General features: G+C 69.8%; 16 protein-coding genes and 1 tRNA gene. 6 read left to right on the top strand and 11 right to left on the bottom strand.

Features of this window, described 5'->3' with window-relative positions:
- Positions 1-15: 15 nt before the first annotated feature.
- Entirely contained in the window at positions 16-852 is an 837-nt protein-coding gene (locus tag RM704_RS11100) for an HAD family hydrolase (protein WP_438828909.1), read from the top strand.
- Between the two features lie 110 nt (positions 853-962).
- Here the strand turns inward: RM704_RS11100 and RM704_RS11095 are convergent.
- The 6 genes from RM704_RS11095 to RM704_RS11070 all read right to left on the bottom strand — a co-directional run bounded on the left by RM704_RS11095 (position 963) and on the right by RM704_RS11070 (position 5,281).
- A tRNA-Ser gene (locus RM704_RS11095) sits at positions 963-1,046 on the bottom strand.
- Positions 1,047-1,330: 284 nt separating this feature from the next.
- Entirely contained in the window at positions 1,331-1,582 is a 252-nt protein-coding gene (locus RM704_RS11090; protein ID WP_033530702.1) for an SGM_3592 family protein, read from the bottom strand.
- A gap of 143 nt (positions 1,583-1,725) precedes the next feature.
- On the bottom strand, positions 1,726-2,445 hold the full coding sequence (locus RM704_RS11085) for an ABC transporter permease (RefSeq protein ID WP_033530701.1): 720 nt from the start codon (positions 2,443-2,445) through the stop codon (positions 1,726-1,728).
- A gap of 10 nt (positions 2,446-2,455) precedes the next feature.
- Positions 2,456-3,367, bottom strand: a complete 912-nt coding sequence (locus RM704_RS11080; protein WP_033530700.1) for an ABC transporter ATP-binding protein — start codon at positions 3,365-3,367, stop codon at positions 2,456-2,458.
- Positions 3,364-4,302, bottom strand: coding sequence for an ABC transporter permease subunit (locus RM704_RS11075; protein ID WP_033530699.1), 939 nt, complete (start codon positions 4,300-4,302; stop codon positions 3,364-3,366). The genes RM704_RS11080 and RM704_RS11075 overlap by 4 nt, the downstream gene beginning before the upstream one ends.
- Positions 4,292-5,281, bottom strand: coding sequence for an ABC transporter ATP-binding protein (locus RM704_RS11070; protein ID WP_033530698.1), 990 nt, complete (start codon positions 5,279-5,281; stop codon positions 4,292-4,294). Before RM704_RS11070 ends, RM704_RS11075 begins: the two co-directional genes overlap by 11 nt.
- Positions 5,282-5,659: 378 nt before the next feature.
- On the opposite strand from RM704_RS11070, the gene RM704_RS11065 reads away from it, so the two are divergent.
- The 5 genes from RM704_RS11065 (at position 5,660) to RM704_RS11045 (ending at position 11,044) form a co-directional block, all read left to right on the top strand.
- Positions 5,660-7,426 (top strand): SDR family oxidoreductase, encoded by a 1,767-nt coding sequence (locus RM704_RS11065; protein WP_033530842.1) that lies wholly within the window; start codon positions 5,660-5,662, stop codon positions 7,424-7,426.
- Positions 7,423-8,376 carry a MerR family transcriptional regulator gene (locus RM704_RS11060; RefSeq protein ID WP_052146372.1) on the top strand — a complete coding sequence of 318 codons (954 nt, stop codon included), beginning with the start codon at positions 7,423-7,425 and terminating at the stop codon, positions 8,374-8,376. Before RM704_RS11065 ends, RM704_RS11060 begins: the two co-directional genes overlap by 4 nt.
- 141 nt (positions 8,377-8,517) lie before the next feature.
- The gene (locus tag RM704_RS11055) at positions 8,518-9,066 is read left to right on the top strand and encodes an RNA 2'-phosphotransferase (protein ID WP_033530840.1); all 549 of its coding nucleotides are present in this window, start codon (positions 8,518-8,520) and stop codon (positions 9,064-9,066) included.
- A gap of 36 nt (positions 9,067-9,102) precedes the next feature.
- Positions 9,103-10,005, top strand: coding sequence for an LLM class flavin-dependent oxidoreductase (locus RM704_RS11050; RefSeq protein WP_033530697.1), 903 nt, complete (start codon positions 9,103-9,105; stop codon positions 10,003-10,005).
- A gap of 169 nt (positions 10,006-10,174) precedes the next feature.
- On the top strand, positions 10,175-11,044 hold the full coding sequence (locus RM704_RS11045; protein ID WP_033530839.1) for a Cof-type HAD-IIB family hydrolase: 870 nt from the start codon (positions 10,175-10,177) through the stop codon (positions 11,042-11,044).
- A gap of 15 nt (positions 11,045-11,059) precedes the next feature.
- Here the strand turns inward: RM704_RS11045 and RM704_RS11040 are convergent, their stop codons facing one another.
- The 5 genes from RM704_RS11040 to hisC all read right to left on the bottom strand — a co-directional run bounded on the left by RM704_RS11040 (position 11,060) and on the right by hisC (position 19,878).
- Positions 11,060-12,121: a M23 family metallopeptidase gene (locus tag RM704_RS11040; RefSeq protein WP_033530696.1), complete on the bottom strand. Its 1,062-nt coding sequence runs from the start codon at positions 12,119-12,121 to the stop codon at positions 11,060-11,062.
- 257 nt (positions 12,122-12,378) lie between these two features.
- Positions 12,379-15,876 (bottom strand): thiol reductant ABC exporter subunit CydD, encoded by a 3,498-nt coding sequence (cydD, locus tag RM704_RS11035; RefSeq protein WP_192829798.1) that lies wholly within the window; start codon positions 15,874-15,876, stop codon positions 12,379-12,381.
- Positions 15,877-15,984: 108 nt separating this feature from the next.
- Positions 15,985-16,989 (bottom strand): cytochrome d ubiquinol oxidase subunit II, encoded by a 1,005-nt coding sequence (cydB, locus tag RM704_RS11030; RefSeq protein WP_033530694.1) that lies wholly within the window; start codon positions 16,987-16,989, stop codon positions 15,985-15,987.
- 27 nt (positions 16,990-17,016) lie between these two features.
- The gene (locus RM704_RS11025; protein WP_033530693.1) at positions 17,017-18,525 is read right to left on the bottom strand and encodes a cytochrome ubiquinol oxidase subunit I; all 1,509 of its coding nucleotides are present in this window, start codon (positions 18,523-18,525) and stop codon (positions 17,017-17,019) included.
- A gap of 273 nt (positions 18,526-18,798) precedes the next feature.
- The gene (hisC, locus tag RM704_RS11020) at positions 18,799-19,878 is read right to left on the bottom strand and encodes a histidinol-phosphate transaminase (protein ID WP_033530692.1); all 1,080 of its coding nucleotides are present in this window, start codon (positions 19,876-19,878) and stop codon (positions 18,799-18,801) included.
- Positions 19,879-20,141 lie beyond the last annotated feature (263 nt).

Below are 20,141 nucleotides of genomic sequence, written 5' to 3'. Positions count from 1 at the left end.
GCCGCTGAACCGTCCGTGACGCCCCCGAAGGTCTCCGAACCTTCCCTGACGCCCCCGGGCTTCCCCTACAAGCTGATCGCGACCGACCTCGACGGAACGCTCCTCGGTTCCGACGACTCGGTCTCGCCGCGCACCCGTGAAGCGCTCGCCGCGGCCACCGCGGCGGGCGCCGCCCACATCGTCGTCACCGGCCGGGCCGTCCCCTGGACCCGCCACATCCTCGACGACCTCGGCTACCGGGGACTGGCCGTCTGTGGCCAGGGCGCACAGGTGTACGACGCCGGAGAGCACCGGCTGCTCACGGCCGTCACCCTCGACCGGCAACTCGCCGCGGTCGCCCTCGCCAAGATCGAGGCGGAGGTCGGCCCCCTGCATCTGGCCGCCAGCCGCGCGGGCCTGGACGGCGAGATCCTGGTCGGTACCGGGTACGCCCTGCACGGCTCGCTCCCCACCACCCCGCTCACGGACGTGTCCGACCTCTGGGCGGCCCCGCTGAACAAGATCTACATACAGCACCCGACCCTGACCTCCGACGAACTCACCGAGGCCTCCCGCCAGGCCGCCGGCGGCTTCGTCACGGTCGCCATGGCCGGTGAGGGCATCGTCGAGCTCCTCCCCCTCGGCCTCACCAAGGCCACCGGTCTCTCCCTCGCCGCCCGCCGCCTCGGCGTGAAGCGCACGGACACCATCGCCTTCGGCGACATGCCCAACGACATCCCCATGTTCACCTGGGCCACCCACGGCGTAGCCATGGCCAACGCCCACCCCGACCTCAAGGCCGTCGCCGACGAGGTGACGTCCTCCAACGAGGACGACGGCATCGCCGAGGTACTGGAACGCCTGCTGCCCTGAGAACGAGTGCCACGGGTAGCCGGCTTCCTGCCGCTACGGCCTCGCGAGGCTGTCCGCACGTACCCCGGCCCGACGACCGGCCGAGCCACTGCGACTGCGACTGCGAACGGCGGAGGATGCACGGATCGAACGTGCGCGGGCAGAACCCGACCACGGCTTAGCAAGCCGGTGCCTTACCACTCGGCCAATCCTCCGGGTGGGCGGCCCACGCGAAGCGATTCGCGCGCTCGAAGCGGCCGCCCCGGGCAGCTCCCCACTGGGGGGACGGGACTCGACGGAGGGGTAACTACTCCGGAGCCCGCCGTGGGCTGCCCTGCAGGGAACTCGGCGTACTGCGCCTGAAGGACAGCATCGCCGGGCTCCTCTCCCAGAACGTGGCGCCGACTCGATCCGGCGACTTGGACATCAACCACTGTGCCCGGCAGCCGGGTTGCCCGCCACCGAATATCGGCCGCCCGGCCCTCGGCCAGCCGAACGGTCAACCGCGGCGCCACTTGCGGCGTCGCGCCTTGCTGAAGAACCATCCGGCGGGCGGTTCGTCCGAGCGCCAGGGCTGGGGATCCGGGGCCTGTCGCCGCCACCGCGCCGCCAACATCCTGGCCCGCGCCGACGGTTCGGCCGTATCGGCGGACCGTATGAAGTCCTCGTCCAGCACGAGGTCGTCCCAGACGTCCTCACGCGCGTCCCGCGTCTCGCCGCCGTCCGACGAGCTCTCCGACTCCGCTGTCATCCCCGTGCCCTCCCGCCCTCCGGCCGCCCTTCCTGGCCGCGTATGCCCCGTGTATCCGTCCCGCCAGTCTGCCTGGACGTGCGTGAAGCCTCCGTCAAGAGCAAAAGAAGGGCCTCCGGGGCGGATCGCCCCGGAGGATTCCGTCACTCCTCGCCGGCGAGCTTCAGCGTCCGCAGTTTCTGCCCCGCGTACCAGGTCGCGCCCGCTGTGACGACCGTCAACAGGACCACCGCGGTCGGCAGTCCGACGTCGGAGGTCACCAGACCGCCGTCGGTGACCTTCTGGGCGACGGCGAGCGCCCACTGCTGGACGCTGAGGGTGCGCGCTCCGTCCACCAGGGACCCGAAGAGGGTCTCCCAGACGAGTGCGTACACGAGCCCGAAGACGACCGCGTGCCGGGTGACCGTGCCGAGGAGCAGGAACATCGCGGCGTACGCGATCGAGGCGACCAGCGCCGCCACCGTGTACGCGACCGCGATCTGCTGCCCGTTGCCGTTCAGGATCAGACCCGCGATCAGCGTCGGTACGGCCGAGAAGGCCATGGTCACCGCGATCGCCACGATCAGCTTGGTGAAGATGATCGTCGGCCGCTTCACCGGCTTGGCCAGCAGATACACCACGGAACCGTCGTCGATCTCCGGTCCGATCGCGCCTGTACCCGCGATGACGCCGATGATCGGCACCATCGTGGCGAGCGCGAATCCGCCCAGGAGATCCGCGGCCACCTGGTCGTCGGCACCGCTCAGGGCGCGCACGGCCACGGAGAGCACGATCAACAGGGCGGGCAGCGCGCTGAGGATGAGGGCCCGGCGGCGGCCGAGCAGGGCCCGGTAGGTGAGCCGGGCGACTGTGGGGTCGTACATGTTCGGCCTCCTACGCCGCGACGAGATACGAGAAGACGGACTCGAGGGACTCGTCCGACGGTGAGACCGTGAGCAGACGGATGCCGTGGTCCCGGGCCACCCTCGGCAGCAGTGTCGTGAACCGGCCGAAGTCGACGGCCTGGATACGCAACGCGCCCTCGGTCATGTCCACTTCGATGCCGGCGGTCGAGGGATCGGCGATCAGCGCGGCGGCCAGGGCCCGGTCGTCGCTGGAGCGCACCAGATAGCGGTGCGGGCGATCCGTCATCAGCCGGCGGATGCGCCGGAAGTCACCGCTCGCCGCGTGCCGTCCGGCGACGATCACCTCGATGTGGGCCGCCAACTGCTCGACCTCTTCGAGGATGTGGGACGAGAAGAGCACCGTGCGCCCCTCGTCGCCCATCCGCCGCAGCAGGTCCATGAGCTGCATGCGCTGGCGCGGGTCCATGCCGTTGAACGGCTCGTCCAGCAGCAGCAGTGACGGTTCGTGGACCAGCGCCGACGCCATCTTCACGCGCTGACGCATGCCCTTGGAGTACGTCGAGATCTTGCGGTCCTGCGCGTACTCCATCTCCACCGTGGCCAGCGCCCGCTGGGCCGCCGTCGCCCCGAGGCCGTGCAACTCGGCGTTGGCGACGACGAATTCGCGGCCCGTGAGGAAGTCGTACATCGCCTCGCGCTCGGGAACGATGCCGATGTGCTTGTAGATCTGCTCGTTGCGCCACACCGGCGTGCCGTCGAGGGTGACGGAGCCCGTGGAGGGGGCGAGGAAGCCGCCCATCATGTTGATGAGGGTGGACTTGCCGGCGCCGTTCGGGCCGAGGAGGCCGGTGACACCGGGGCCGATCGTCATCGTGACGTCGTTGACCGCCACCACGTTGCCGAACCAGCGTGAGACGTGGTCGATGTTGAGCGTGGTCACAGCCCGACCTTTCGGTAGCGGCGCATCAGCAGGCCGTAGGAGCCGGCGATGAGACCCAGGACGACGAGGACGTAGAGGGCTCCCTGCCCGCCGGAGGGCCCGTGCCCGCCGGGGAAGGCCGAGGTGGCGCCCAGGAAGGCGGTCTGCACACCGTCGATCAGCGTGATGGGCGAGAAGAAGCCGAGCCACGGCACCGCGTCCGGGCTGTTCTGCTCGTTGGCGATGGCCTGGACGACGGACACCGCACCGTAGGAGATGGTGAGGACGGCGATGACGGCCGCGATGCCGAAGCCCCGGCGCGGGGTGACCGCCGAGATCACCAGGCCGATACCGGCGAAGAGGAGCGACAGCAACGCCACGGACACCAGTCCCTGTGCCAATCCCTTGGTCTGGTCGGTGAAGTCGAGCTTGGCCAGCAGCGCTCCGACGTACAGCACGAGCAGGGGGACCGCCGTGAGGATGAACAGCGCCGAGGTCAGCGCCGCGAACTTCGCGCGGACGTAGTCGGCGGTCTCGATCGGGCGCGAGAAGTACAGCGGTACGGTCTTGAAGCGCAGGTCGCGCGAGACGGACTGGGGTGCCTGGGAGGCGACGTACAGGCCGATGACGGCCTGCATGATGACCGCGTAGTCGGTGTACTTGACGGGCAGGTCGTTGGCCTGGGTGGCGACCGCGACCGCCACCATGATGGCCGCCGGCACGCACATCACCGCGAAGAGGAGCATGGGCAGCACCTTGGACTTCGCCGAGCGGCCCAGCCCGTACGCGCCCCGCAGGGACTGCGAGTACAGCGAGCGCCGGGCGTAGGCGCGGCCGAGACGGGGGCCGTCGTAGGAGCGGTATCCGATGTTGTGGATACGGCTCTGCTCGCCCGTGCGGGCGGGCTGTCCGCCACCGAGGGACGGTGCCTGTGCACCGTGCTGCTCAACCGCCATGGCCGACCGCCTCCTTTCCTGCGTCCTGGGCGCTCAGGGTGCCGCTCTGCTCGTCGTTGTCCTGGAAGACCTCGGCGATCTGGTGCCTGCGCTGCTCCATACGGACCAGGCCGAGGCCCAGGTCGGCGACGACGTCGCGGACCAGGTCGTGGGTCTCCTCGCCCTCGGCTGTGAGCAGCAGGATGTGCCCGGCGCCCGGGAGGCCGCTGCCGTCGGAGACGGTGACTCCGCGCGCGTGGAGAGCCTGACGCAGCGCGCCGGTGCCGTCCGGGTGCTCGTCGCTGTCGGTGACCTCGATCGCGAGGGTCGCCGTGCTCTGGGTGAAGTCCCTGGTGGAGCTGGACCGCAGGAGCTTGCCGCCGTCGACCACGACCACGTGGTCGCAGGTGCGCTCCAGCTCGCCGAGCAGGTGCGAGGTGACGAGGACGGAGATGCCGAAGTCGGTGTGGATGCGGCGGATGAGGCCGAGCATCTCGTCCCGGCCGACCGGGTCCAGGCCGTTGGTCGGCTCGTCCAGGAAGACCAGTTGCGGATCGTGCACCAGGGCCTGGGCGAGTTTCACCCGCTGTTTCATGCCGGTGGAGTAGCCGCCCATGGGGCGGTACCGCTCCTCGTACAGACCGACATGGCGCAGGGTGTCCGCGGTGCGCTCTCGCGCGGCGGTCGGCGGGAGTCCGGACATGCGGGCCATGTGCACGACGAACTCGGTGGCCGAGACGTCGGGCGGCAGGCAGTCGTGCTCCGGCATGTACCCCACGCGCTCGCGGATGGCGCCGCCCTTGGTGGCGACGTCGAGGCCGAGCACCTCGGCACGGCCCTCCGACGCGGGGGACAGACCCAGCAGGATTTTGATCAGTGTGGACTTGCCGGCGCCATTGGCACCGACGAGTCCGGTCACACCGGGTCCGATGTCCACGGAGAGCCGGTCAAGAGCGGTCACCCTCGGGAACCGCTTGCTCAGGCTTTCGGTCGCGATCACAGTCACGATCTAGACATTAGGGTCGCGGGCCGCCGCGGTCGTCACCCCGCAGAGCTGTCTCGGCCTCACCCTGGAGTCGTACGGGCTCCTAGGGGGCGTCCACCGCCGGTCCCCCTAGGGGTCACCCTGAGGTCGAACGACAGGGAAGAGCCGAGCCGTGCGCGGGCCGCCGTCATGTGAGGGAACGAACGGTGTCACGGTTTCGTGCCCCGGCACTCGCCGCTTTCTTCGCCCGCCGGTTGTCCACAGCCCCGAACGCGCCCGTTGACGCAGCCACCACTCACTGGCACATTCATTGGTGTCACATTGCGAACACGGACCGTGATCGACGACGTCGGACGGGGCGGTGACCACCGATGGACGGCCGAAGGGGGAGACATGACCGATGCGGGCACGCTCGAAGGTGCGCGGGAACGCAGGGTGCGCGCGGACGGAGTCGAGCTGAGCGTCGCCGAACTCGGCGACCCGGAGCGTCCGACCGTCCTGCTCGTGCACGGGTATCCCGACTCCAAGGAGGTCTGGTCCGAGGTCGCCGTACGGCTCGCGGAGCACTTCCACGTGGTGCTGTACGACGTGCGCGGCCACGGCGGGTCCACGGCACCGAAGCCGCTGCGCGGCGGATTCACGCTGGAGAAGCTGACGGACGACTTCCTGGCGGTCGTGGACGCGGTCAGCCCGAACCGCCCCGTGCATCTGGTGGGACACGACTGGGGATCGGTCCAGGGCTGGGAGTTCGCGACGGTCGAGCGGACCGAGGGCCGGATCGCGTCCTTCACCTCGATGTCCGGCCCCTCCCTCGACCACCTGGGGCACTGGATCAAGCGGCGGGTGAAGCGCCCCACCCCGCGCCGGATCGGCCAACTCCTGGGCCAGGGCGCCAGATCCTGGTACGTCTACGTGCTGCACACCCCTGTGCTGCCCGAGATCGCCTGGCGCGGCCCCCTCGGCAAGTGGTGGCCCGGCCTGGTCAGTAGGGCCGAGGGGCTGCCCCAAGGCGACTACCCCAGCGCGTCGTTGCCCACCGACGCCGCGCACGGGGCTTGGCTCTACCGGGACAACCTGCGAACTCGCCTGACCGACCCCCGGGACGACGCGTACGCCCATGTGCCCGTCCAGCTCATCACCGCCCTGGGTGACCCGTTCCTCTCCGAGCGGCTCTACGACGACCTGGAATCTTGGGCGCCGCGACTCACCCGCCGCACGCTGCCCGACAAACACTGGATCCCGCGCACGCGGCCGGATCAGCTGGCCGCCTGGATCACCGAGTTCGTCACGGCGACCGAGCAAGGGCGCCGGGCGCCGATGGCCGCCGGGAAGCACACGGACCGATTCGGGGGGCAGTTGGTGCTGGTCACCGGAGCGGCCGACGGTATCGGCCGGGCCACGGCCCTCGCGTTCGCCGAGGCGGGAGCACGCGTCGTCGCCGTCGACGTGGACGCCGAAGGAGCGGCCCGCACCGCGGAGTCGTCCCGGCGGGCGGGCGCGCCCGAAGCCTGGGCGGAGACGGTCGACGTGTCGGACGAGCAGGCCATGGAGAAGCTCGCCGAGAGGGTCGCCACCGAGTACGGCGTGATCGACGTGCTGGTGAACAACGCGGGGATCGGACTCTCCGGGGCCTTCCTGGACACCACCTTCGAGGACTGGCGCAAGGTCCTCGACGTCAACCTGTGGGGCGTGATCCACGGCTGTCGGCTCTTCGGCAGGCAGATGGCCGAGCGAGGCCAGGGCGGCCATATCGTCAACATCGCCTCGGCCGCGGCGTATCTGCCCTCCAGGTCGCTGCCCGCGTACAGCACCTCCAAGGCGGCGGTCCTGATGCTGAGCGAGTGCCTGCGCGCGGAGTTGGCCGGGCGGAGCATCGGGGTGTCGGCGATCTGTCCCGGCATCGTCAACACCGGCATCACCTCGACCGCGCGCTTCGCGGGGGTCGACGCCGCAGAGGAGAAGCGTCGGCAGCGGAGGACCGCGAAGCTCTACGGACTGCGGAACTACCCGCCGGAGAAGGTCGCGGAAGCCGTTCTGCGCGCGGTCGTCCAGAACCAGGCGGTCGTCCCCGTCACCCCGGAAGCCCGCGGCGGACGCCTCATGTCCCGGTTCGCCCCCCGTGCGCTGCGCGCGCTCGCCCGCCTGGAGCCGCCGCTGTGAGCCGTCAGGACGAACGGAGCGAGCAGGACGACGTACCGGCGGCCGTGTATCGCATCGACGACCTGGCGCACCGCAGCGGCACCACGGTCCGGACGATCCGCGCCTATCAGGACCGGGGACTGCTGCCCAGCCCCGAGCGGCGCGGACGCGCGAATGTGTACTCCGACGCGCATCTGACCAGACTGCGCCAGATCGCCGACCTCCTCGACCGCGGCTACACCCTCGCCTCCATCAAGGAGCTTCTGGAGGCCTGGGACACGGGCCGTGGTCTCGGCGGGGTCCTCGGTCTGGCCGCGGAGGTCGAGGGGCCGTGGACCGACGAGAAGGCCGTACGGATCTCGCGGGCCGAGTTGGCCGAGCGGTTCGGTGGCGCCCCCGACGAGACGGCGGTGGCGGACGCGGTCGACCTGGGGGTGCTGGTGCCGGTCCCGGACGAGGAGAACCTGTTCCTCGTTCCGAGCCCCCAAGAGCTCTCGGTGGCGGCCGAGTTGCACGCCGCGGGCGTCCCCCTGTCCGCGATCGCTGTTCATCTCAGGGAGTTGAGGGGTCAGATCGAGCACATCGCCACCCGTTTCCTGGAGTTCACCACCGAGCACGTGTTCGCCCACTCCATCGGGAAACACCAGCCGCCGACAGAGACCGAAGCGGTCGAAACGGCGGAACTCGTGCGACGGTTGAGGCCGCTCGCCCAGCAGTCGGTGGACGCCGAACTCGCCCGCGCGATGCGGATGTTCGCCACCCGACAGCTGCGCCGGCACCTCGACTCCGACGCCCCGTCCGAACGCGAAGAGGAGCCGCGTTCCGTACTGATCCCGGCGTCGACGATACGAGCCGTGGAGAGCCTGGTTGGTCCGGAGCAGGTCTCCGCCTTCGTCACGGCGGCCGCCGAACGCGAGGTGCAGTCGCGCACTTTGGACACACTGACAGCAAATATGCGCGAAAAAGGATAAATTGATCAATCGATCTGAATCTGACGGGCTGTTGTCCACAGAATCTTCAATTCCCCTGTGGATAACTGCACTTGGCTGTGGATCAAACATCCGCGTCAAAATCAAGTGCGTGACGCGGGTCTCGCCGTGCACGCTGGCGAGATGAACGAACGACGCACCGTGAGAGTGTCGAAATACCTCTCGAAGCACCTGCGGCACCAGCCGGAGCGGATCGGGCTCACGCTCGACGAGGGGGGCTGGGTCAGGATCGACACCCTCATGGAGGCGGCCGCCGCCCACGGTTTCCCCTTCACCAGGGCCGAGCTCGACCATGTGGTCGAGGCCAACGACAAGCGACGCTTCGCGGTCGAGGGCGAGCGGATCCGCGCCAACCAGGGGCACACCGTCGAGGTCGACCTGGGACTGCCCCCGGCGACCCCGCCCCCGTACCTCTACCACGGCACCATCGCGGCCTACCTGGGCGCGATCCGCGCCGAGGGACTGCGCGCCATGAACCGGCACGACGTGCACCTCTCACCCGACCGGGAGACCGCCACCCGCGTCGGCGCCCGCCGCGGCCGGCCCGTCGTGCTGTCCGTGGACGCGGGCGCCATGCACCGGGACGGTCACGTCTTCCGCGTCAGCGACAACGGGGTGTGGCTGACCGAGACGGTTCCGCCCCGGTACCTGCGCTTCCCGGAGTCGCACTGAGCGGAACCACTCGGCGGCTGCCCTTACGCTCGGGGTATGAGTCTGCGTCTGAGCACCGTGATCCTGCCGTACCTCCGCTGGCACGAGGGCGGCCGTGACATGTGGCAGCGGGCCGAGCAGCTCGGGTTCCACACCGCGTTCACCTACGACCACCTGTCGTGGCGAACCTTCCGGGACGGGCCCTGGTTCGGCGCCGTACCCACCCTGACCGCAGCAGCCGCCGTCACCGACCGCATCCGCCTCGGCACGCTCGTGACCTCGCCGAACTTCCGGCACCCGGTGACCCTCGCCAAGGAACTGATCTCCCTCGACGACATCTCCGGCGGGCGGCTCACCCTGGGCGTCGGCGCGGGCGGCACCGGCTTCGACGCCACCGCGCTCGGGCAGGAACCGTGGACGCCGGGTGAGCGTGCCGACCGTCTCGCCGAGTTCGTTCCCCTGCTCGATTGGTTGCTCACCGAGGACTCCGTCTCGTACGAGGGCGACTACTACTCCGCCCATGAGGCGCGCAACATCCCCGGCTGCGTCCAGCGTCCCCGGCTGCCCTTCGCGGTGGCCGCCACCGGTCCGCGCGGGATGCGACTGGCCGCTCGGTACGGGCAGGCCTGGGTGACCACCGGGGACCCCAAGCTGTTCGAGACGGGCACACCCGAGCAATCGGTTCGAGCCATTCGCGGACAGGTGGAGAAGCTGGCCGACACGGCCGCGGCGGTCGGCCGCGACGCGGCCAGGCTCGACAAGATCCTCCTCACCGGTTTCACCCCGGACCGGGGCCGCCCCCTGGAGTCGCTCGACGCCTTCGTGGACTTCGCGGGCCGCCACGCCGACCTGGGCTTCACCGACCTCGTGATCCACTGGCCGATCCCGGACTCCGACTTCGCCGCGGACGAGAAGGTCTTCGAGCGGATCGCCATGGAGGCCCCGGCGCAGTTGGCGTGAGCACCCCGCCCGGAGCCGGCGCTCCCCCGGGGCGCCACGACTCGAAGGGGTGCCAGCAGCGAGAACAGCCGCAGTCAACAGGCCAGACAGTGGGTCAGCCGGCTCTCTGATCACTCACTTGTGCGGGCGCCCGCACGACCGTGCGCGCATATGCGCGACAATGGGGTCCGTGACCTCAGCGACGCGACAGCCCGAGACCCCGGCCCCGACCGTCCCGCTCCGGCTCATAGCCACGGACCTCGACGGCACCCTGCTCCGCGACGACAAGTCGGTCTCCCCCCGCACCGTCGCCGCCCTCGCGGCCGCGGAGGAGGCGGGCGTCGAGGTCTTCTTCGTCACCGGCCGCCCGGCCCGCTGGATGGACGTCGTCAGCGAACACGTCCACGGTCACGGCCTGGCAATCTGCGGAAACGGTGCCGCCGTGGTCGACCTGCACGGCGGCCCCGGCGCCCACCGCTTCGTCAAGGTCCGCGAGCTCGCGCGCGAGAACGCCCTCGACGCGGTACGGCTGCTGCGTGAGGCCGCGCCGGGCACGGTGTACGCGGTCGAGCAGACGTACGGCTTCAACCAGGAGCCCGAGTACCCGAAGCTCCACATGGAGATCCCCGACATCCTGGCGCCCGCCGAGAAACTGCTGGCCCCGGGCGGTGTGGCCGATCACGAGCCGGTGCTGAAGATCCTCGCGTACCACCCGGAGATCGACCCCGACGACTTCCTCGCCACCGCTCGCATCGCCGTCGGCGACCGTGCCACCATCACCCGCTCCAGCCCCAGCGCCCTGCTCGAGATCAGCGGGCCGGGCGTCTCCAAAGCCAGCACCCTCGCCCTGTGCTGCGCCGAGCGCGGTATCTCCCACGAGGAGGTCGTCGCCTTCGGGGACATGCCGAACGACGTCGAGATGCTCACCTGGGCGGGCCAGTCGTACGCCATGGGCAACGCGCACCCGGACGTCCTCGCGGCGGCCTCCGGCCGGACCGTGGCCAACAACGACGACGGTGTGGCGGTCGTGATCGAACGGCTGCTGGCGGAGCGGCTGTAGAGACCTGTCACCCGCCTACAACTTCACCCCGTGCTTCCGCAGCCACGGGACGGGGTCCACACCCGAGCCCAGCTCCGGGGTGACCCGCACCTCGAAGTGCAGGTGTGGTCCGGTGGAGTTTCCGGTGGTGCCCGACTGGCCGATCCACTGGCCCGGGCCCACCCGGTCCCCCTGGTCGACGGTGACGGCGGCGAGGTGCGCGTACTGCGAGAAATAGCCGTCCGCGTGTTTGACGACGATCTCGATGCCGAAGGCGCCCCCGCACGACACCTTCACCACGCGCCCCGCACCGACCGCCCGCACCGGCGTGCCGATCGGTACCGCGAAATCCTGCCCCGTGTGCCGACTGGCCCAGCGCTCACCGCCGCTGCCGTAACCTGCGGAGAGTTCGTACGTGGCCACCGGGGCGACCCACGCGCTCGACGGCTCGCCGTCCGGCTGATCCAAGCGGACCGCTCCCCGGCAGGCGCCGGCCGCGACCGCTTCGTCGGCCTGGCCCTGGAGCGTCCACTGCGCCACTTCGAGCTTCTGCTCGATCGCCTTCTTGTTCCCGGAGAGCCCGGCCTTCCACTCCTCCAGCGCTCGCCACGCCGTAGCCGCCCTCGCCTCGTCCGCAGCGAGCCTCGTTTCCGCGCGACGACTCCTGGTCACGGCGTTGTTGACGGCCAGATCGGCCTGCCACGCCGCCCGCTGACCTCGCATCAGCTCTTCGGGGTCGTCCGCGAACAGCATCTGCGCGGTGTACGGCACCCCGCCGCCCTCGCGGTACTGGGCGCGCGCGATCCGGCCAAGGTCGGCGTTGAGCACGGCGATCTGCTTCCGCTCCTTCGTGAGCAGTTTCTCCAGCCGCACCGTCTTCGCCTTCTGCGCCTCCGCCGCCTGCCGCCCCGCCTCATACCGTTGTGTGGCCACCGCTGCTTCCTCGAACAGCCGCGCCACCCTGGCGCTGATGCCTTCCTCGGCGGACGGGCCCGGAGCCCCGCCGCGATCGCTGTCGGCCGCCGGCCGGGCCGCGACAGTGGCCGAGGCACACAGCACCATGGCGACGAGCAGCGAGTGTCGGCGAGAGAAGCGCATATCAGCGATCGTGGACCTGCGCCGCGCCGTAGTCCTGTTCGAGTCGTACGGCCGGGGGACACTCTGCCCCGGACGGCTCAAGGAATGGAGCCGAACAGGGGCCGGACCGTGGGGCATTCGGCGCTGATCCTTGAAGCCGAGGCAGACCCGTACCGACCGAGCCTGATCAACGGAGCTCAATGGGACTCAACAGCCGACCGAACGCCGGGCCGACCGTCGGGCACCGCCGCAGCAGCTGCGGCGAAGCCGCTGGGCGTTCAGACGCCGGCCAACAGCTCCCCCGCTGCCTCCCGTTCCACCATCTCCCGCAAGGGGCCGTCCACCAGGGCCAGTTCCGCGTAGGTCCCGCGCTGCGCGACGCGGCCCTCCGCGAGGACGACGACTTCGTCCACCGCGTCGAGGCCGGCCAGCCGATGGGTGATCAGCAGGGTCGTACGGCCCTCGGTGGCGGCCAGCAGGTCCGCGGTGAGCGCGTCGGCGGTCGGCAGGTCCAGGTGCTCGGCGGGCTCGTCGAGCACGAGAACCGGGAAATCGGCCAGCAGCGCGCGAGCGAGAGCGAGCCGCTGACGCTGACCGCCGGACAGCCGCGCGCCGTGTTCGCCGATCAAGGTGTCGAGCCCGTCGGGCAGTTCGTCGGCCCAGTCGAGCAACCGTGCCCGCGCGAGCGCGTCCCGCAACTCCCCCTCATCGGCGTCCTTCCGCGCGAGCAGCAGATTCTCCCGCACCGAACTGTCGAAGAGGTGCGCGTCCTGGGCGCACAGCCCCACGAGCCGCCGTACGGCGTCCCCGTCGAGCGTGTACGCGTCCACGCCACCCAGCGTGTAGGTTCCCTCGCGCGCGTCCAGGAAGCGCAGCAGCACCTGCGCGAGGGTCGTCTTGCCGGCCCCCGAGACGCCGACCACGGCGATCCTGCGGCCCTCGTCCAGGGTGAGATCCAACGCGGTGAGCGCGTTCCGGTCCTGCCCGGCGTACCGTGCGCCGAGCCCTTCGAGCCGTAGCGGGAACGGCGACGCCGGCGCCTCGGCCGACTCCTCCGGTTCGCGGACGGGGTCGGGTGTGTCCAGTACCTCGTAGACGCGCTCCGCGCTCCTGCGCACCCGCTGGCGGAACTGGACGGCGAGCGGCATCCCCAGGACCGCCTCGAACGCGGCCAGCGGGGTGAGCACGACGACGGCCATGGCCACGCCGCTCAGCCGTCCGTCGACGACCGCCTGGGCGCCGAAGAGCGCTGTGGCGGCGACGGTGAGCCCGGAGACGAGCGCGGTGAGACCGTCCCCGAGCGCGGTCGCCGTGGCCGCTCGGGAAGCGATCCGGGTGAGCACCTGGTCGGCCCGGCGCGCCTCCGCCGTACGCGCGGGCAGAGCGCCCGCGACGGCCAACTCGGCGGTGCCGGTGAGCAGATCGGCCACGTGGGTGGCCAGTACCCCACGGGCCGGCGCCAGCCGGTACTCCGCCCGCCGGGCCACGGCCCCGGTCAAGATAGGAACCCCGGCCCCGGCGGCGAGCAGGCCGACGGCCAGAACCGCTCCCGCTTCGGGCAGCAGCCAGGCGGTGAACCCGACAGAGGCGGCGGAGACGGTCACCGCGGCCCCGGTAGGCAGCAGCCAGCGCACCCAGTAGTCCTGCAGCGCGTCCACGTCGGCGACCAGTCGTGAGAGCAGGTCCCCCCGCCGGATCGTCCGCAGTCCGGAGGGTGCCAGCCGCTCCAGCCGCCGGTAGACGGCCACCCTCGTGTCGGCCAGCATCCGCAGCACCGCGTCGTGCGACACCAGCCGCTCCGTGTACCGGAACACCGCCCGTCCGATCCCGAACGCCCTCGTCGCCGTCACCGCGACCATCAGATACAGCACCGGAGGCTGCTGCGAGGCCCGTGAGATCAGCCATCCGGAGGTCGCCATCAGCCCGACCGCACTGCCCAGGGCGAGGCTGCCGAGCAACAAGGCGAGGGCGAGTCGGCCCCGTCGCGGCCCGGCCATCCGACGGACCCGGGCCAGAACGCCTCCGCTCTGCTCCAGTGGCAGGTCTTCCCCGGCTGTCGGCTCCGGAGTTTCCTGTCGTTCCGACCGAGCGGACACGGCGACCGCTCGGTCCCGCTCGGCGGCCGGCGCCGCCCCGCGCCCCGTCGCCTCCTCCAGCCGCACCACCCGGTCCGCCACCCTCAGCAGCGCCGGACGGTGGACCACCAGCAGCACGGTCCGGCCCACCGCCAGCCGCCGTACCGCCTGTACGACCTCCGCCTCGGTCTCGCCGTCCAGCGAGGCCGTCGGCTCGTCGAGGAGCAGCACGGGCCGGTCGGCGAGGAACGCCCGGGCGAGGGCGAGGCGTTGTCGCTGCCCGGCGGAGAGTCCGACGCCGTCCTCACCGAGGACCGTGTCCACCCCTGCGGGCAGGGCCTCCACGAAATCGAGCGCTCCCGCGTCGGCGAGCGCCCGCCGTATCGCCGTGTCGTCCGCGTCCGGTCGGGCCAGGCGTATGTTCTCCGCGATCGACCCGGCGTAGACGTGGGGTCGCTGCGGCACCCAGGCCACGCGCGATCGCCACTCGTCCAGGTCGAGCGAGGCGAGATCGGCTCCCCCGACTCGTACACCGCCCGCCGTAACCCCCGCGAACCCCAACAGGACGTGCAGCAGTGTCGACTTGCCCGCGCCGCTGGGCCCGACGAGGGCCACCGTCTCGCCGGGTTCCACGGTGAAGGAGACGTCGGAGACGGCGTCGTACGACCGGCCGGGGTAGCGGACGGTCACCCCGTCGAAGCGGAGGTCACCCTCGTCCGGCACCGCCCCGGTCCCGGACGCCGGCACCGGCGTCTCCAGCACCTCGAAGATCTCCTCTGCCGCCGCGAGTCCCTCCGCGGCCGCGTGGAACTGGGCTCCCACCTGCCGGACCGGCAGATACGCCTCGGGCGCCAGGACGAGGATGACCAGACCGATGTACAGGTCCATCTCGCCGTGCACGAGCCGCATGCCGATGGTGACCGCGACCAGCGCGACCGAGATCGTCGCGAGCAGTTCCAGCGCGAAGGACGACAGGAAGGCGATCCGCAGTGTCCGCATGGTCGCCTGGCGGTACTCGCCGGTGATCCGCTTGATCGACTCGGCCTGGGCCTTGGCCCGGCCGAACACCTTCAGCGTCGGCAGCCCGGCGACGACGTCCAGGAAGTGCCCTGACAGCTGTGACAGCAGCCGCCACTGACGATCCATCTGCGAGCGGGTGGCCCAACCGATCAGCACCATGAAGATCGGGATGAGCGGCAACGTTCCGACGATGATCGCCGCCGACACCCAGTCCTCGGTGACGATCCGCGCGAGGACCGCGACGGGCACGACGACGGCGAGACCCAACTGCGGCAGATAGCGCGAGAAGTAGTCGTCGAGCGCATCGACCCCACGGGTGGCGAGGGCGACCAGCGAGCCGGTGCGCTGCCCGCTCAACCAGCCGGGCCCCAGTGCGGTGGCCCGTTCCAGTAGCCGCCCCCGCAGCTCCGACTTCACCGCCGCACTCGCGCGGTGAGCGGCCAGTTCGGTGAGCCAGGAGACCAGGGCCCGGCCGAGCGCGACCGCAGCCAAGAGAAGCAGGGGAGTGCGGAGTTCGGGAACCGACATTCCGTGCTGGAAGGCGCCGACCACCACCTCGGCGATGAGCATGGCCTGCGCGATGACGAGCGCGGCTCCCGCCACACCCAGCCCGACGACGACCACCAGGAAGAAGCGGGTGGCGTGCGCGTACCGCAGCAGTCGTGGGTCGATCGGTTTCACGTGAAACACCCTTTTCTCAGCAGGCATGTTTCACGTGAAACATGCCTCTTCGGCCCGGGGAGGTACGTTTCACGTGAAACATCGTCAAACGCACCTCCTCGCCGGGACTCAGTGCACCGACTCGGCGATGTGCTGTGTACCGATCCGCTTGCGGAACACCCAGTAGGTCCACCCCTGGTAGAGCATGACCACCGGTGTGGCGATGGCCGCGCACCACGTCATGATCTTCAGGGTGTACGGGCTGGACGACGCATTGGTGACCGTGAGGCTCCAGTCCTCGTTCAGCGAGGACGGCATGACGTTCGGGAAGAGCGTCAGGAAGAGCATCGCGACGGCGGCCACGATGGTGACCCCCGACAGGGCGAACGCCCAGCCCTCCCTCCCTGCCCGAACCGCCGCCAGCGCCACGACCAGAGCGACGACGGCCACGACAGCAGCGACCAGGGAAGCACCGTCGCCCTTCTCGATCTGCGTCCAGAGCAGGAAGAGAAGCGCCAGCCCGGCCGTCACTGCACCTACGCGCAGTGCCAGCTTGCGCGCCCGCTCACGAATGTCCCCGACGGTCTTGAGGCCGACGAACACCGTTCCGTGGAAGGTGAACAGTGCCAGCGTGACCAGACCACCCAGCAGGGCGTACGGGTTGAGCAGGTCGGCGAAGCTGCCGACGTATTCGAAGTCCTGGTCGATCTTCACCCCGCGCACGATGTTGGCGAAGGCCACACCCCACAGGAAGGCGGGGAGCAGCGAGGTCCAGAAGATCGCTGTCTCCCAGTTGCGCTGCCATGTCTCCTCGGGCCGCTTCACCCGGTACTCGAAGGCCACACCACGGACGATCAGGCAGACCAGGATGAGCAGCAGCGGCAGATAGAAGCCGGAGAAGAGGGTGGCGTACCACTCGGGGAAGGCTGCGAAGGTCGCGCCGCCCGCCGAGAGCAGCCAGACCTCGTTGCCGTCCCAGACGGGCCCGATGGTGTTGATGAGGACCCGCTTCTCCGGACGGTTCCGGGCCAGCAGTTTGGTGAGGACACCGACCCCGAAGTCGAAGCCCTCCAGGAAGAAGTAGCCGATCCACAGGACGGCGATGAGGACGAACCAGACGTCGTGAAGTTCCATGACTGTGCTCCCTTGGCCCGGTGCGGCCTAGTACGAGAAGGCCATCGGCTTGTCGGCGTCACGGGAGTCGCCGCCGATCTTCGTGGGCGGGTTGAGGTCGGCCTCCGTCAGCTCGGGCGGCCCCGCCTTGACGTACTTCACGAGCAGCTTGACCTCGACGACGGCGAGGATGGCGTACAGCGTGGTGAAGACGATCATCGAGGTGATGACCTCGCCCTGGGAGACACCGGGGGAGACCGCGTCCTCGGTGCGCAGCACGCCGTAGACGACCCAGGGCTGGCGGCCCATCTCGGTGAAGATCCATCCCCAGGAGCTGGCGATCAGCGGGAAGCCCAGGGTCAGCACCGCGATGCGCCAGTACCACTTGGTGAGCGTCGGACCGAGCGCCTTCTTCGGCAGCAGTACGAGATGCGGAACCTCGTCGTCGCCGACCCGCAGATGCTGCGGCAACAGGAACTTCCGACGCGTGAGCCAGAGGCCGACCGCGCCGATCGCGACGGACGCCATGCCGAACCCGATCATCCAGCGGAAGCCCCAGTAGGCGACGGGGATGTTGGGCCGGTAGTCGCCGGGCCCGAACTTCTCCTGCTCGGACTTGTTCACGTCATTGATGCCGGGGACGTACGAGTCGAAGTCGTCGTTGGCGAGGAAGGACAGCAGGCCGGGGATCTCGATGGCGACCTTGTTGTGGCCCTCGTCGACGTCGCCGTAGGCGAAGACGGAGAACGGCGCGGGCGCCTCGCCGTCCCACAGCGCCTCGGCAGCGGCCATCTTCATCGGCTGCTGCTTGAACATGACCTTGCCGAGCAGGTCGCCGCTGATCGCGGTGAGCATGCCGGCGATCACCACGGTGACCAGGCCGAGGCGGAGCGAGGTCTTCATCATCGGGATGTGCTTCTTGCGGGCCAGATGGAAGGCGGCGATGCCGACCATGAAGGCTCCGCCGGCGAGGAAGGCCGCCGCGAGGGTGTGGAAGACCTGGGTCAGCGCGGTGTTCTGGGTCAGGACGAGCCAGAAGTCGGTGAGCTCGGCCCGGCCCTTCGCCTCGTTGATCCGATAGCCGACCGGGTGCTGCATCCAGGAGTTGGCCGCGAGGATGAAGTACGCCGACAGGATCGTGCCTATGGAGACCATCCAGATGCAGGCGAGATGGATCTTCTGCGGGAGCTTGTCCCAGCCGAAGATCCACAGGCCGATGAAGGTGGACTCGAAGAAGAAGGCGATCAGCGCCTCGAAGGCGAGCGGGGCTCCGAAGACATCACCGACGAAGCGGGAGTAGTCAGACCAGTTCATGCCGAACTGGAACTCCTGCACGATGCCGGTGACGACACCCATCGCGATGTTGATCAGGAAGAGCTTGCCCCAGAATTTGGTGGCCTGGAGGTACTTCTCCTTCCCCGAGCGCACCCAGGCGGTCTGCAGGCCCGCGGTGAGCGCGGCGAGCGAGATCGTCAGGGGGACGAAGAGGAAGTGGTAGACGGTCGTGATGCCGAACTGCCATCGCGCCAGAGTCTCCGGCGCCAGAGCGAGGTCCACGTCTTCTCCTTACATGCCGTGGCACTGCGGCAGTTTGTCCCGCCTGTCACGTACATCTCAGGACAACCGGGACGCGCTTGTGAACGCGTTCACATTCACAAGCAATTATGACGCATGCCCGTTCGAGCATCGATAGGTGGGGGGTCCCTAAGTCCGTGCCGATGGGCCTATGGCGCAAACAAGCACGTCAGCGCTAACGCACATGCGGAAGGGGCTCGGGAGATCCCGAACCCCTCACCACCGAGAGCCCAGAGCGCGAGAGCGCGCAGAACCCTAGAGCTCCTTGCGGAAGGCCTCCGTCACCTTGAGGAAGATGTCGTTGGCCTCGGTCTCGCCGATCGTCACCCGCACGCCCTCACCCGGGAACGGCCGCACGACGACGCCGGCCTGCTCGCACGCGCCGGCGAACTCGACGGTGCGCTCCCCCAGCCGCAGCCAGACGAAGTTCGCCTGCGTCTCCGGCACCGTCCAGCCCTGGCCGCGCAGCGCCTCGACGACCCGGTTCCGCTCGCAGACCAGCGAACCGACCCGGCCGAGCAGCTCGTCCTCGGCGCGCAGCGAGGCGACGGCGGCGTCCTGTGCGAGTTGGCTCACGCCGAACGGCACGGCCGTCTTCCGCAGCGCGGCAGCCACCGGCTCGTGAGCGATCGCGAAGCCGACCCGGAGCCCCGCGAGTCCGTACGCCTTCGAGAAGGTGCGCAGCACACAGACGTTCGGCCGCTCGCGGTAGAACTGGACGCCGTCCGGCACCTCGACATCCCGCACGAACTCGCGGTACGCCTCGTCCAGCACCACCAGCACGTCACCGGGTACCCGATCGAGGAACCGCTCCAGCTCGGCACGGCGGACCGCCGTGCCCGTCGGATTGTTCGGGTTGCAGACGAAAATGAGCCGGGTCCGATCGGTGATCGCGTCCGCCATCGCGTCCAGGTCGTGCACATCGCCCGGCGTCAAGGGCACCTGCACGGACGTGGCCCCGCTGATCTGCGTGATGATCGGATACGCCTCGAACGACCGCCAGGCGTAGATCACCTCGTCGCCCGGCCCGGAGGTCGCCTGCAGCAGCTGCTGGGCCACGCCGACCGAGCCGGTGCCCGTGGCGAGGTCCGTGACCGGCACCCCGAAGCGGTCCGCGAGCTCGTTCATGAGCCCCGTGCACGCCATGTCCGGGTACCGGTTGAAGGACGCGGCCGACCCCGTCACGCTCTCCAGCACACCGGGCAGCGGCGGATAGGGGTTCTCGTTGGAGGACAGCTTGTACGCCACCGGGCCGCCCGCCGCGGCCGGCTTGCCGGGCTTGTAGGTGGGGATCCCCTCCAGCTCGGCTCGCAGCTTGGGGCTCGTCTCGCTCACCGCAGTCCTCCTCGTCGACGTAATGCTTCTCACCTTATGAGGATTCGGCTCCCCTGCGAATGGCCTGTGGACAACCGCGTCCGTACCGCGACCGCACCTCAGCCGTCACACCCGCCCCAGGGGCATCAGCACACGAAGGTGTACGAATCAGGGGGCGCATCGCTCATGGACGTACGCGCCGGTGGCTCACGCCGTAGCGCGCATCACCCGTCCAGGTGAGTTGAGACCTCTTCGAAACATCAGTCGCTTGGCAGGCCCATGCG

This window comes from Streptomyces gottesmaniae (assembly GCF_031845845.1).
GTDB lineage: Bacteria > Actinomycetota > Actinomycetes > Streptomycetales > Streptomycetaceae > Streptomyces > Streptomyces akebiae.
Note: the sequence above shows the minus strand (reverse complement) of the source record. Positions and strands in the feature narration are given on the sequence as shown.

Excerpts from the sequence above, each read along its gene's own strand:
- RM704_RS11090 (WP_033530702.1), bottom strand. The coding sequence starts at position 1,582 with ATGACAGCGGAGTCGGAGAGCTCGTCGGACGGCGGCGAGACGCGGGAC.
- RM704_RS11085 (WP_033530701.1), bottom strand. The coding sequence starts at position 2,445 with ATGTACGACCCCACAGTCGCCCGGCTCACCTACCGGGCCCTGCTCGGC.
- RM704_RS11075 (WP_033530699.1), bottom strand. The coding sequence starts at position 4,302 with ATGGCGGTTGAGCAGCACGGTGCACAGGCACCGTCCCTCGGTGGCGGA.
- RM704_RS11065 (WP_033530842.1), top strand. The coding sequence starts at position 5,660 with ATGACCGATGCGGGCACGCTCGAAGGTGCGCGGGAACGCAGGGTGCGC.
- RM704_RS11055 (WP_033530840.1), top strand. The coding sequence starts at position 8,518 with ATGAACGAACGACGCACCGTGAGAGTGTCGAAATACCTCTCGAAGCAC.
- RM704_RS11050 (WP_033530697.1), top strand. The coding sequence starts at position 9,103 with ATGAGTCTGCGTCTGAGCACCGTGATCCTGCCGTACCTCCGCTGGCAC.
- RM704_RS11040 (WP_033530696.1), bottom strand. The coding sequence starts at position 12,121 with ATGCGCTTCTCTCGCCGACACTCGCTGCTCGTCGCCATGGTGCTGTGT.
- cydB (WP_033530694.1), bottom strand. The coding sequence starts at position 16,989 with ATGGAACTTCACGACGTCTGGTTCGTCCTCATCGCCGTCCTGTGGATC.